The 14,960-nt window shown below is 44.9% G+C and carries 4 protein-coding genes and 1 pseudogene; 3 read left to right on the top strand and 2 right to left on the bottom strand.

Annotated features, from left to right (window positions below):
- The first annotated feature begins 36 nt into the window (after positions 1-36).
- Positions 37-2,184 carry a type I secretion system permease/ATPase gene (locus tag HZU75_RS06365; RefSeq protein ID WP_180308312.1) on the top strand — a complete coding sequence of 716 codons (2,148 nt, stop codon included), beginning with the start codon at positions 37-39 and terminating at the stop codon, positions 2,182-2,184.
- A 187-nt stretch (positions 2,185-2,371) separates the two neighbouring features.
- Here HZU75_RS06365 and HZU75_RS06360 read toward each other — a convergent pair.
- A pseudogene (locus HZU75_RS06360) lies at positions 2,372-2,665 on the bottom strand (IS5/IS1182 family transposase); the annotation flags it as partial.
- 241 nt (positions 2,666-2,906) lie between these two features.
- Here HZU75_RS06360 and HZU75_RS06355 point away from each other — a divergent pair.
- The gene (locus HZU75_RS06355) at positions 2,907-3,581 is read left to right on the top strand and encodes a hypothetical protein (RefSeq protein WP_180308311.1); all 675 of its coding nucleotides are present in this window, start codon (positions 2,907-2,909) and stop codon (positions 3,579-3,581) included.
- Positions 3,582-3,607: 26 nt separating this feature from the next.
- On the opposite strand, the gene HZU75_RS06350 is transcribed toward HZU75_RS06355, so the two are convergent.
- Positions 3,608-9,004 carry a tyrosine-type recombinase/integrase gene (locus tag HZU75_RS06350; RefSeq protein WP_180308310.1) on the bottom strand — a complete coding sequence of 1,799 codons (5,397 nt, stop codon included), beginning with the start codon at positions 9,002-9,004 and terminating at the stop codon, positions 3,608-3,610.
- A 996-nt stretch (positions 9,005-10,000) separates the two neighbouring features.
- On the opposite strand from HZU75_RS06350, the gene HZU75_RS06345 reads away from it, so the two are divergent.
- Positions 10,001-14,959 (top strand): RHS repeat domain-containing protein, encoded by a 4,959-nt coding sequence (locus HZU75_RS06345; protein ID WP_180308309.1) that lies wholly within the window; start codon positions 10,001-10,003, stop codon positions 14,957-14,959.
- Position 14,960 lies beyond the last annotated feature (1 nt).

Genomic DNA, 14,960 nt, shown 5'->3' with positions numbered 1-14,960 from the left:
CGAACAGGGGGCGGATATATTTTTTTGAGTTGAATTATGAATGCAAATACCATCCCGCCCGACTTGGGGGGGAATGAACAACCAATTGATTCTGCCTTGGCTTGCTTGGTCATGCTGGCGCGATATCATCAAATTGCAATTGAACCTGAGCAGATAAAGCATGAGTATGCGAGTGATCAGGGTACTCTCACTGAATCCGATGTTCTATTGGCAGCAAAAAAATCCGGACTTAAAGTCAAAGCAGTCGATACCCATTTTGATCGATTAGAACGAACCCCTTTACCCGCAATGGCAAAGACCATCGAAGGAGGATGGGTTATCCTCGCAAAAATCGAAGGGAATGAGATTCTTATCCAGGATCCCTTATTTGGTCGCCCGCAAAAAATCAGCAAAGATGAATGGCTAACCAAATGGTCTGCTCGTCTGATCCTGTTTACGTCACGTGCTAGTTTAGCTGGTGATCTTGCGCGTTTTGACTTCTCTTGGTTTATTCCCGCAATTGTTAAATATCGCAAGCTGCTTGGGGAAGTTTTACTCGTATCGTTTGTCTTGCAACTCATTGGTTTAGCAACGCCACTGTTTTTTCAGGTCATCATGGACAAAGTGCTGGTTCATCGTGGTTTGACCACGCTCGATGTCTTGGCGCTTGGTTTGTTGGTAATTTCAGTCTTTGAAGTTGGGATGACGGCATTACGCACCTATGTGTTCTCCCATACAACAAACCGTATCGATGTGGAGTTGGGCGCAAAATTATTTAGGCATTTACTCGCACTGCCTTTAGCGTATTTTCAAGCTCGACGAGTCGGTGATTCCGTTGCTCGCGTACGTGAATTGGAAAATATTCGCAACTTCCTCACCGGTCAGGCACTTACATCGGTATTAGATCTTGTCTTTTCTGTCGTTTTTTTGGCCGTCATGTTTTACTACAGCGGTTGGTTGACTCTGATTGTTGTGTTGTCTTTGCCTTGTTATGTGTTGCTCTCCGTTCTTATCACACCAATTTTGAAAGTCCGACTAGATGAAAAATTCGCACGCGGCGCAGAAAATCAATCGTTTTTAGTCGAAACGATCAATGGGGTAGAAACCATTAAGTCCATGGCTGTTGAGCCACAGGTAACGCGTCGTTGGGATAATCAATTAGCGGGTTATGTTGCTGCTGGGTTCAAAGTGACACAACTGGCAAATATCGGTAGCCAAGGCGTCAACCTGATTCAAAAAGTCGTTGTGATTGCAACCATGTGGATCGGAGCCAAGTTAGTCATCGAAGGAGATCTGACTGTCGGTCAGTTGATTGCCTTTAATATGCTCGCGGGTCGAGTAGCAAGTCCTGTGATGCGCTTGGCGCAACTGTGGCAAGATTTTCAGCAGGTGGGCATTTCGATGCAGCGTCTCGGCGATATTCTGAATACTCGCACTGAAATCAACCAGAATCGAGCACAACTTCCTCCCATTCAAGGTCATATCGAGTTTGATCAGATTCATTTTCGCTATCGCCCTGATGCGCCAGAAATCTTGCGCGGCATTAATTTGAAGATTAATGCTGGTGAGGTTATTGGAATTGTTGGTCGCTCTGGATCTGGCAAAAGCACACTCACCAAGCTCTTACAGAGGCTGTATGTACCAGAACGTGGTCGAGTATTAATCGATGGTGTTGATTTAAGCCTCGCTGATCCCGCATGGTTACGTCGACAAATTGGCGTGGTCTTGCAAGAGAACTTGTTGTTCAACCGAAGTATTCGCGACAACATCGCATTGGCAGATCCCGGTATGAGCATGGATCGTGTGATTTATGCAGCCAAACTTGCTGGAGCTCATGAGTTTATCGTTGAGTTGCCTGAAGGTTATGACACCCATGTTGGCGAACACGGCACCGGTTTATCTGGCGGGCAGCGTCAACGAGTTGCGATCGCTCGAGCGCTAGTAACAAATCCTCGGATTTTAATTTTTGATGAAGCGACTAGTGCGCTTGATTATGAGTCGGAGCGAATCATTCAAAACAACATGAAAGCAATTTGTTCGGGACGTACTGTACTTATTATTGCGCATAGACTGTCCGCAGTGCGGAATTCAAACCGGATTATTGCTATGGACCGAGGACAAATTGTTGAAGAAGGCCCGCACCAAGAACTTGTTAGCAAACCCGATGGTTACTATGCAAGGCTTCATGCAATGCAGATGGCTTAAGTCTGAATGCTAGTTGTGATCTTTATAAGGGCAGGGCAAAGTTAAGGTCTGGAGGAGCTTAATCGTAAGCGGTCTTTGACTATGGCTTACTGCTCAAAATGGCTTTGTTGTACAAATCAGCTTGAAGACGAATTAACCCAAACTCCAGACGGATTTATTCCGAACACACCGTCGTCGGTGTACCCAGTTACCTGAAGCGATTTAGGATCGCTTCAGGCACTTGCAACTCCGTTACCTGACGATCAAAGTCCCGCGCCATCACTCGTTCACCGAGTAATTTGAAACATCGCATTTTCGTTTCCACCAAGCTGCGCCGATGGTAGCCCGACCACTTTTTCCAGATGGCTATACCCAAGTATTTGGTCGCATGCAAAATCGCATTTCGAGCTTGTGCATCCGCGGTATTTTCTGGCCAAAAAAACTATGCGTTCTCCCGCGTGGGAAAGATTGCAGCCGCTCCGCGAGCTGCAATGGCATTGTTGTTCGCGCCGATTGAAATCTGACCCGTGGGTCAATTTTCGGTCGGCGACAACAGTGTAGGAATTCTAAAAAGAGTCTTTTTAAGTTTATGTGATGATTTGGGCGTTTTATACCAAATTTCTGCTCGTTTCCCCTTCTCCTTTTAAGTAATCCATTTAAAAATAGCTACGTAGACGTATTGTTAGTGATGAGCTGCTGATGCATCTACACATTTTTATTTTCTAACTGAAAGGATTGTCAAAATGACTCAACAATTAATCGAACATACGTTAGAGTTGAATATTGGTAAATCTCCCGATGGTAAGGGGGTTACAGTTGAATGCAAGGAACTGCAGAAGCAACTGAAATTTACTAATGATTTTGTCTCGAGTACGTTCAATGTCATTCACACAGATGTATGTGCAAATGAGAATGAATTCAGGATGGTTTTTGCAGTAGAACCCGTTCTAAAGGGAGGAGGGGTAATTGAAAAGCCTCCAATTCAAATTTTGAACGACGTAAAAGAGCAAAGCATCGCGGTTCATGAGAAGTTGGTTGCCGGTGAGCCCATAGATGATGAAAATATACCAAAGCCAGTCAAGGATATGCTTCTACTCCAAATGAAGAATAAAGAGCCGCGTGACTTCAATGAAATCAAAATAGAAACATTACCAAAAGTAAACTGTGCAGTAGCCGAGGAGCTGGACTTTGTTGAAAAGGTGAGGGTCGTATCTGTTTTCTTTGATAAAAAGAAAATCGAAGTATCAACGATGCATAAAGGCCACCATTTACTCAACATTGCGAGTGATAGTCTTGAAAAGCTTGTGCAAAAGCTTGGCCAAGAGCCTGATTCAGCGATCGAGTTGCATTTTAAAAGTATTGTGAACCTACTAGATCGCTCCAAAAAGACTGGTGTTGTGAGTAAAGTAATTTGCTAGTTTTTGACAGTCCAAATCCCCATTGCTTAAATGTTTTGAGGCAATGGGGAAATTTGATAAAGATGGTTGTGAATAATAGTTAATGCGAGGATATGATGTAACTCTTGTTGGGCTAGAGATCTAGAAGCCGGAATTTTGTCTTGATGAGGATGAAAAATCGCTAGAATGACAGGCGCAAATTTTGTGATACGGCGCTCACGTATCTGACTTGGATATCTTGGGCCTCTGAATAAGGTTTCATGAGGAGTGCAGACATTAATATCTGTTGTTCGGATTGATTGATATGTTCCTTGCGCACCAATTGCGAGTAGAAATTCTTTCCAAACCTCTTGCTCTTGCTGGTCTGCAATAGCTAAACCGGATCTGTTTTTTTCATAATTCCCGCGCCAAGTATTAAGGACCCTCCTGCCTTGCTCAGGATAAGTTTTCAAAAATGCGATAATTTTTCCCTCAAGATCGTTATAAAAATTATTATTGAAATAGCGGCTAGTCGTTTCCTTGTCAAATCCTTGATAACCTGTCTCACTCTTTAGCTTGCTGTAGCTCTTGTGGATTTGTTCAACTTGATTTGCTGAAAACCCAAAATGGGAGGTTACTTCGGCTTGAGTTAATCCTGAATTTAAGCTGATGATTGTCTTGTGAAGTAGACTTAAGTTGCATTGATTGTCGATTGAACGGGTAGGTAGCAGTGATGGTCGATTATGTTCAAATTTAATAATAATTTCTGGCAGGTTATTTTTCTTAATTGTGAATGATATTAGTCCCTCCCAAAATCCCTCATCTGTATCTTCCCTATGGCGGCGGACTTTGATTGCAGATTCGGTAAGTCCCGTCCATCCAGCCAGTTTTCGCATGATTGGTATTGTGATTGGATGTTGCTGCATGAATGAGGCTTGGCATAAGTCAAGTGAATGTGTGTAACTTTCAAATGTTGTTCCTAATTGCGCATGACCTAAATGAACACTTAATGCATACATCAATCTGCGAGTTGGGGTTCTACTCCCAAGCCAAACCTCTTGTGCGCGCTCAATCCCCCCAGGAAACCACTTTTCAAACTCTTCTCTCCAATGAGAGTGGTCTCGATTTGCTAAATAAGTGATGGTACTAGCGAAAGTATGGCGTGCATCATGAATTCTGCAATGATTGTTGCCGGTTGCTAGTTTAAGTGCTAACAGTAGTCGTTGTTTTATGCGAGATTGCTCAATTAATTCATCAGTACGTTCATTACTACAGAAAATTGGTGTTTGACTATTCGCGCCAAATTGAGCTTCAAGTGAAGCCAATCTTCGCATAAGTAACTCATTTTCATCATCTGCTAAGGTCCAGCATGGTACCTGCCGAAACCCTGCCCGGGATTTTGGTGCCCCAAATTTACTCCGCTGCACATATGCTATGACAAGATCATTTTTAAAAACTATGTCACACCGCCTAAGGCGTAGACATTCTGAAATACGTAGGCCGAATCGGAACGTCAATATAATTGCAAGCTCTTGCAGTACTTGCTCTTCAGGTGTGGCAAAAAAATCTTCGCGTAGCAATGATTTTGCATCACTATATTCTTGATATCGAATAATTTGAGCATTCACTAGGCTGGTAATCCCCGAAAATGCAGGGTCAATTTGGGCAAAATTTACGGGTGGAACCTCATAAATCTTGGAAATATATTCATGAAAATACCGAATATATTTACCACGCCATTTCTTGCTAGTTGGCTTCTCATTGTAATTTAACGCCAACCTATAAATTTCTTCGAAATTCTCTGTATCATATTCAAGGATATTGTCAGCCCAGCATGAAGTTAATAGTGGCTCTCCTGCGCCAAAGACATAATTGATAATGGTGCTTTGTTTGTACCTTTTTTTACCATTTTTCTTTCTAGATAGTAGTTCTTTTGCATATTGAGCAAGCAAAAATACAATTTGTCCTACATCTTGATCGTTCCAATTAGATTCCTCGTGCTTGATTTGCTCAATCACTCCTTTCGCAGAGTGAATGCCTGTAGCTGTTCCTTCCTTATATTCAAGAATGCAATTCCTTAGGCTTTTGGCTGCTTGTCGGGTATTTTGATTGTCAGCCTGCTGAGGAGAAAGGAACGGTATTTTAGTTAAATTTTCATCAGACTCGCTTGTCCCAAGATCTATACGTTTTCCCGTCAGAAGACGTAATAAATTATCCTCTGGAATCGCCCATGCTTTAGTTTCTGAGCGCGTATAGCTAGAAACTAATCCGGACCAATTTTGCTGTTGCCACGCTTGCATGACCTTCTTAATATCTGTGGCGGTACGAAGTATGGGGTCAGCTGGCCAAGTTTGAGTCAGCTGAAAATTATTTTTCATGATGTTACTGAGAGCAGAGAAAAAACTGGCTTGAGGCCAAATGATTTCTTGGGCGCTTTGTGCTTTTTCGCCCAATCTATTGGCTGGCCACTCGTGTATGGGGCGGGCGTATATGGCTAATAGCATCAGGGTTGAGAGGGGACCAGGCCAGCATCTAACCAAACGGTGATTGTCATGCCATTGCAACCACACTTTCCCACTAAATTGCCGTAAGCCACCAGATAGAATAGCAAGCAGTGCTGCGCTTGGATCGAGTAGTCCTGACTCAATAATTAAACAGAGATGAGCCCAGGCGAGTAACTCTGGAAGTGACAAATTTGACGGATCGTCTGGCAGGCAGGATGGCAATTTCTGGCGTAACCAGTTCCCACGCTCAACACATAGTAAGTGATCGTAATGGAACGATGCAGCCTCTGCGGGACAATTAAGAACAAATCCACTTGTAGGCATTTTTGTTTTGCGTCGAAGATATCGAGTTAGCGCATTAATTAGATGCTTTTTTTGGCCCTCAGTGACTTCATCAGATCGAGCAATATAGTTGAATACCTGATCTTGTAACTCTTTGGAGTTGGTTAGATCTTCAATTGTGTGTTGGCTGAAGGCTTTTTTGAAGAGGGCTTTGGCTGCGGAAGTGCTTTTTTTATGGGCTTCTTCTGATGCCCTGGTTGGTGGTAATGCAGTTAAATTTGAATGCGTCTTTGAATGTGGGGTGCGTTTTTTGTGGATCACAGGAATTCCTGTGCAGATTTCAAAACCTAATTCCTTAAGCCAGCCATCTACGATCTGATCCCACTGTTTTGATATAGTCACTGGTGAAACTGTATTACTGGATGACCATGGCTGTTGTCCCGTCTGAATATGTCCAGCCGCACCTGATACCCATTCTCCAGCTAACCCTCGCTCCCTCAATGCAGAAATAAACCAATGTCGAGATAGATTGTTCGGTAGCCTCGGTTTTAGTTGAAGAAACGCTTGGACTTCAGCGCTGCCTAGTTTCAGTAATGCTTGCTTTGGAGAGGTTGGTAGTAAAAATAACCAATTACAGCCCCCGATCTGAAGTCCTGGTAAAACGCTCATTCGTCCAATGTGTTCCGCAGACTCCGAGTTAAATTTAGCTAAGCGTTGAGCTAAGCCACGTAGATGCGCGCAATATGCTTCAATTTGTTCTCTGGCGAGCGGCGATAGACGCACTAGTCTCGCTCGGTGAGCTTCATCAACTACTTTGTCCCTAAGGATGGCCCATCCGTCCAGAGCAATCGTAGGCATTCCAAAGCTGAACTGTTCTGCTGCACGATGCCCGGTCGCACATTGTAGAAGCCAAGCGGTATAACAAGCTATTTGGGTATGGAAATGCCTTAATTCATCGTATTCACACCGAAATGCGAGGGAACGCTGGGCAGTAATTTCGTCAATGCGTGATTTCAGTTGGTCTGCATGCCATTGAGCATCACTATAGAGATGACTTCCTATTCGTACGTCAGAGTATTTGCTGCTGTGGGTTGCAGAAAGTCCAATTGAGTCTAGATGTTTGCAGTACAACTTAGTCAGGTTAGATACGGGGGCTGAGTAATAGTAAAAACCAACATTCGGAGCAAATTGAGCGCTATTGATCGTCAGGCTTGCGATGAGTTCATCGCCATGGTCGCGTATACCTTCATCAAAAATAATTCGTCGTAATCGCGCGGGTGTCGCGCGCAAGGAGGGGTGTTGTCTTCTTTGGTCGGTGAGCCATTCCTGCATACAGGATTCAATCGTTTCTGGATTTTGAAAACCAAATCGCTTAGCAACGGTTGTTGCCTGTACAGGCGATGACTCCAGCATTATTGTCAGTGCCTTGGGTAGTGGTAGCGTTAATTCTTCTTGATGAGGGTGGAGGGCTGCTGTTTGTTCAATTGATGGCGTATATCGTCCTGGGAATTGCGGAAATCTGCGTCGCCACTCCTGCGATTTGGTACAAATTTGCAGCTCAGGTAACTCGTCCCACTCATCAACAAAGCGAGCATTTAATAGATCACGAAAATCGACGCCGCATGCGATTGTAATTAAGCATAAAGTGACAGCTGTTTGGAATTGGGGGCGTTGCTCCTGAAGTAAAAGTGGGATAAGTACTTGTAATTCGGCGGGGTTGAGGACATGCCAATCCCATGGTAGGTAATTATTCTCACGCGCTGTGCGATACCGTGCTTCTCGCAGTCGTGCGTATTGGTCAAAGACGCCAAGGCCACCTACGTTCCCATCGTCATCGCGTAACCAAATATCAAGTGATGGTTCACCATCTTCCTCATCAATAGGCGCACGATAAATCGAAAAAGATTGAGGTAATCTCGGGGTTTGATTGTGAGTATTGATGGGCGAGTGCCGCTGGTATGTAGAACCAAAGTTTTGGAAGTAAGATTTCTGCTTAATGTCGTTTTGCTGCGTGTACTGAGGTCTGATATTTTCGGAAGTTAACTTTGGTGGAACACGCTCCAATGCTTGGAGAACGAATCTCATTCCTTTGAGACATCGATGCAGCGGGTGATCCTTATGTTCTGCCGCATACATGAGCTTGGATAACCATAAGTCAGGAGGTCCCGATTCTGGCCAATCCGAAGGGACATCTTTATTGAGTAACCTCCGTACGGCAGCACAAAATTCAATAATCGCACTAGGAATCTCTCCAGGATTCTGGCTCCGCCAAATGAACAACGTGGCTTGCAAAAATTGGCCAATTTGGACTTGGGGTTTGCTGAAGAGTTTATGTTGAGTTTGCCAAGTCGCCATTAATGGGCGATCCGCCACGGTATGTTTAATCTGCGAGCCGGAATACGTTTTAATGATTATGTCTGGAAAACGGGCCTTGAGTTCACAAAGTAACAATAGAGCATCGACGTCTTTCTGTGACTGATTGAGTAGAGGGTATCCAGGCCATGGATCAGTTGAAAATAGGCTGCCGAGAACTTCTAATACTTCAAGTAGGCCATCAATATCGGATGATAAGCCAAAGATATTTTGTATCATCGTGCAGATTACTTCTGCATTCGATGGGGCAAGTTCATTCAGCTTTGCTTGTAGCCGATGAAATGTAGGAAGTTTTAGTTGATTCAAAAGTCAATTCACCTAGTCTGTGACAAAGTAAACCGGTCCTATGTGCTCGCCAACTCGTGTGGTCGATGGCCGAAATCGCTCAGCTTCGATCCCTTTAAATCAAACCAGCGGGTACACCTGACGCAATGATGATGTGCTCAGTTTACGCGCTTCGAACAGATTAAAAAGGGGTTAGCTCTGTAATTACGAGATCATGATTTGGCTATCAGAACATGAATGTGAATAGCGACCTCGCCGCGAGGTTTTGTATTTGGTCTGTGGGGAGCGACATACAATGCATGATCATCAACACCTCGGGCGAGATGAGATCAAGGCAGTTTGCAGTATTCATATTTACCACCATGTGACTGAATGCTTCCCTATTCACAAAACCTGGTTCAAGTGCGAGCATCCTTAAATAACTTTTGCACTGTAATTTAGTCAGGCATTAAGCCGCCGCATGAGCGAGGTCTCGCCAATAGTCGCCCCTTGAACTAACCGGCGTAATATACAGAAGATGGCGAGTCAGATTCGATCGCTCGTTCATAACGGTGTGCTTGGCGTAAAAAAATTGCAGCGGGGAAGTGTCGCGGGACGTAGGTACAGGTTGCGGCATACCGGTTCCTAAGATGTTTTAACCATTCTCGCGGTTGGTCATGGAGTGTATGTGCGCGAGCAGCTTGAGAATTATCACTGCAGCTTTCACTTTCGCGAGTTGGGCGTCCCGTCAACTCAGAAGCTATGGTAATCAATAGTGATGAAATTTGTCAGGCTACTCTTTGTTGAGTTTGGGAACGTTTTGATAATACAGCAGGGTTTCAACAAATTTCCGTGTGGGGTATATCTTAAAAGAGGCCTAATGTGCTCTTTTTCTTGATTTAAACTAACGATTTGATCATCGATCATCGAAACTGAACATATACTCTTCAAAAAGAATTATTATTGTCATAATTCTGAATTAAAAGTTCAGATTTTAGTTTTTTCCTATTTCTGCCGATATGCATCCATCCTAAGTCAATGAAAAACAATAAAATAATATTTAGCTTATATAGTTTAGTTTTATCTGCTCTTTCGCTAAGTTCGTTGAGTCATGCGGCTCCGACACCTGTGGAGCAGCCACCCGCACCAGTCGTAGTTGCCGACAGCTATAGTGAGGATGGAGTCAAACAAACTGCACGATCATCAAACGCAGAAATAGATAGTATCGATATCCTGAAAGGTTCGGTTCGTCTATCAATCCCATTGTTCTCCATCCCAGGTGCTGGCGCTAACCTTCAAATTGCTTGGTCGTGGAACTCTGCAATTTCCCAGACAGATACGGTTCATTCAATACGTGTCCGAGCTACAGCAGGGACATCGCCAGTCCATCCAGGCACGTTCGTCCTAGAACTGCCTGATGGACAAAACCTCAATTTTTATGCAGCAAAGGACTCCGCTGGTGGCGGAACTTACCGCACCACCACAAACTGGGTATTAGATGGAGAAAATGGTCTGTATGGCAAACCGATTACGCGTTGGCTGAAATCACCGGATGGTACTGTTTATACCCTCGATAAGCTTGACGAAAATGGCTTTAGTTATCATTTGCCGAGTGTCAGCACGGATGCCAATGGCAATCAAATTACATATACCTATGACAAGCGCTATCTCACAAAGATGGTTGCCTCTGATGGTCGTGAAATCAATATCACGTGGGATAAGGTGCGGGGACGCCCGACGGCTGTGAGTGCAGGTGGGCGCACTTGGAGTTTCAATTACATCAATGAAAAACTCGCAGATTATGACGCCACACTTTTGGCTGGCACTATGCAACTCAACCAACCAAATGGTGACGCATGGTTGCTAGATTGGGTGAGTTATGAAGAGTTCATGCTCAAACAGCCTTGGGATCCTAGAACAGCGCGTAAACCCTCGTCTCCATTATTCACTGCGGTTCAATTTCCTACTGGCGGAAGAATCAATTATCAGTTCAACCAATTCCGGGTCGATCCAGCGGATTGCCCTTATAACTGCGTAGCAGACTATGAGAAATATTATCGAGAACAATCAAGAGCTGTCTTAGCCAGAAAAACAACTTCAGATGGCGGAGTGTGGACCTATAACCATTACTTCGACAATGCGGTGGACAACAAAATTGTTGTTCAAGCGAAATGGAATTTGCCTAAAGATCCTGGTAACGCAGGCGTCTTTTCTGGAGAACGAACCGTTTCTGGCCCAGCAGGGGTACAAAAATACAAATTCTTCTCACCTTATGGCCTCGTAAATTGCCAACAAGACATGTGGCAAGTTGGCCTGATGCTGGAGTCATCGGTAGCAAACTTAGAAACGACCACCTATAGCTGGGCCCCATCCGCAACTGGCCGTAGTTGGGAAAAACTAAACGACACTTGCAACTCAAATAGTGTCCCAATGCCCGTGATGACTGGTAAAGCAGTTGTGCGTGATGGGAAAAGCTTTACGACGAATTACAGTAATTTTGATTCCTATAACCGCGCCGGAACCATCAGTGAAGTTGGAGATTCGGGACACACTAAAGTGACTCAGCAGGCTTATTTGACCGATACCAGTCGCTGGTTGATGGATAAAATAAGCACGCAAACGACACATAGTGTTTTAGGTGGTCCTGCGTTATCCACGTTGTCTCGGGTTTATAACGCGAATGGCAATCTCGTTTCTGAAAACCAAGATGGCATTACTACTTCTTACTCTTATTTCCCGAACGGATATATAGCGTCAACAACGGATGCCCGAGGTTTTACGACCCAGTTTAATGATTATTATCGTGGTAAATCCCGTACTGTGATCAAGCCGGTTGGTACAGGACAAGAGCCAGCTATTTGTCCTGCACAACCAAACATCACGCTATCTAGAGTGATTGATGATTTTGGTAATGTAGTTTCATTTACTGATGGCCGTAGAAATACGACCAGTTACCAGTACGACACTTTGAATCGTTTAACCCAGGTTACGCCACCACGCGGCGATCAAACATTGATATCGTGGAGCAAGAATGGCCGCACGGTTCAGCGAGGGCGCTATACGGATAGCCAAATATGGGATGGATTTGGCCGTACGATTAAATCTACCATCAATACTGTTTACATTAATCGCAACTATGATGCGGCTGGTCGGTTGATTTTTGAGAGTTACCCTAGTCAAGTCGATGGTGATACGAGTACGTATGATGCTTTAAATCGTCTAACTCAAATTAGCCATGGTGATGGTACTAACCGTTCCTTTGGGTATAGCGGTTCTGCTGTTGCAGAAAGAAATGAGCGCGGATTTACCACCTCATATTTTTATCAAACGTTTGGAAATCCGGATCAAAAATCAGTCATTAAGGTAGTTCCACCCGTCGCAGGAACTGGAACAGACATTGTTCGGGATACCTTAGGTAAGGTTCTTTCGGTTACCCAAAATGGTGTAACGCGCAATTGGACTTATGATAGTCGCCACTTCTTAGTTTCACGCACCGATCCTGAGATTGGCACGACAACTTATGCACGCGATAACGCCGGCAATATTACAAGTACAAAAGTAGGAGCCCAAGAGGCAGTTAGCACGAGCTACGATGCTCAGAATCGTGCAACTTACACAAGCTATGCCAATGGCGGTGCTGAAGCGGTATGCCGTGTTTACGATGCCAATGGCAATCTCACTACGCTCAATAACACGGCGATCAAGCGTACACACGATTATGATGCAAACGATAATCTAGTGCGTGAAACTATGGTTGCGAGTGGGAACACCCTCACGCTCAATCGAGAATACAACGGTAATGATGTGCAAAGTGCAATCATTTATCCAAATAACCAGCGTCTCGAATTGGCGCCAGATGAGTTTGGTACACCCACTAAGCTGGGTACCTATGCTCCTAATTTGGTCTTTAATGCGCGTAATCAATTAATGGATTGGCAAGCTGCAAATGGCCGCTGGGATAAAACCGGCTACAACATGCGTGGCTGGCCTGAAACGCACCAAGTTATTTCCAGCAATATTCAGAATCGACCAAAACCACAACCCCCGGCACCCGTTTCACCACCCGGAGCTCAACCTGTGCCACCGGTACAACCTGGCCCTCCAGGTAGTGTTGAGCCAAATGATGTCAGCGCCGACCTGGGTTGTCGGGCCGCATATCCACCTCCGACAGGTACCTCAGCAGGTGCAGATCAGGCTCGAGCGCTGTGGACTGTAAATACATACAATCCATGTGTTGCTAACTGGAATGCTAAAGGCTCTGAATGGAGTAGTGGAAATGGGGCATGCTTATACAAAGTACCTAAACCAACATGCAACCACGGTCACTGCAATGAAGATCGGTACTATCAGAGCTTGCTACAAGCCTGGCCAGCAAAATACTCAGCCTGCGTTTCGGATTGGAACGGTAGAGCAGTAGCTTGGAATAATTACCGCGCAGCATATGCAAACTGGGTAGCCCAGCAGCAAAACTATCAACAGCAGCTTGCTAACTACAATGCCAGTGCACAAGCCTATGCTCAATATCAAACCAATTTAGCCAACTACAATCAAGCCTTGGCTGAATATAATGCGGCTGTCGCCAATGATTTACCTATCCTCAATAGCACCCTGAGCTACGATGGTACTGGCAATTTGCTGAGCATCACAGATACCATTTCAGCAGATTACAACCGTAGTTATGCATATGACGGAATTGATCGTCTGATCACCGCTAATGCTCCCAATCAGTGGGGTACTGGCACTATTGCCTACGATGGAAATAGCAACATTACTCGACAGCAATTTGGCAACTGGTTTATTGATTACGGATATGCTGCAAATCAGCGATTAGCCAGTGTAACGGGAGGAAAGAACTACAGCCTAAGCTATGACGGTTGGGGTAACCTCACTAGTCGTGGCGATGGGCAGACTTACCAATACGATGCCGCAGGCAACCTGCGCTGGGCAAACAAAGGTGCGGCGAATCAAATTGCCTATACCTACGACGGCGCAGGCACCCGCGTGCTCAGCGTCGGCAATGGGCAAAATAAACTCGAATTTACAGCGTTGGATGGTCTGCTGTATTACGAGAAAGATCTCAATACAGGGGCTAGCGTTAACCATCTGTATTTGGGTCGACAAAAACTAGTCGATGTAGAAAGCAACGGCGTAACGACCTTCTTCCATAACGATCCCACCGGCAGCCCAATTGCCGCGACAGACGCCAACGGCAAGCTGTTGTGGCGCGCCAATTACAAACCGTTCGGGGACAAGACTTTCGGTGCAGGCGCGCAAACACCGATTAAAAACCAGCAATGGTTCACCGGCAAACCACAGGAAGAGGCCACTGGTCTAAGCTACTTCGGCGCGCGCTGGTATGATCCGGTGCTGGGCCGCTTTACCGCGATTGACCCCGTCGATTGGAACGAAGCCAACCCGATTCATAGCTTTAACCGCTACGCGTACGCGAACAACAATCCGTTTAAGTTTGTGGATCCGGATGGGCGGAATGCAGCCACATTGAGCTGTGGTCCGAATGATCATTATGCTGGCTCATTTGCTGAGAGCAATGTTACTTATGGGCAAATCGTTAGTTCACCATCGTCAAAATCTATAGAAGGTTTTGGTGAGATGCGTGCAACACCGGACATAAATGCAAATAGCTTTCAGACACACGCCGCACTAGGTGTATTGGATGGGGTGAAAGAGGGTGTATTGCAAGTCACATTCACCAAATTTGCTAGTGTCCTTTTAGGCATAAAAAATGCGGTACGTGTTGAAGCTGCTGTACTCAGTGAAGGAGCGTTAGTAACTCCAACAATGGATGTTGCACGATTCACGCGATTAAGGGGTGGTGTTTTTGTCGATAAAGAAACTGGAGTCGTCATGAAAGCTAATCCAGCTAATCATGGTGGTGAGAGTTATAACGTTTGGGGTAGCAAAAACGCATTTGATAAAAACCCCCATAAAAGAGACTTTTCTGTTTGGGCCGAATCGGGAATTAATAGAGGAAGATAAA

Origin of the sequence: Chitinibacter fontanus (assembly GCF_013423785.1) — a bacterium.
GTDB lineage: Bacteria > Pseudomonadota > Gammaproteobacteria > Burkholderiales > Chitinibacteraceae > Chitinibacter > Chitinibacter fontanus.
This window is presented reverse-complemented; position numbering and strand designations above follow the sequence as displayed.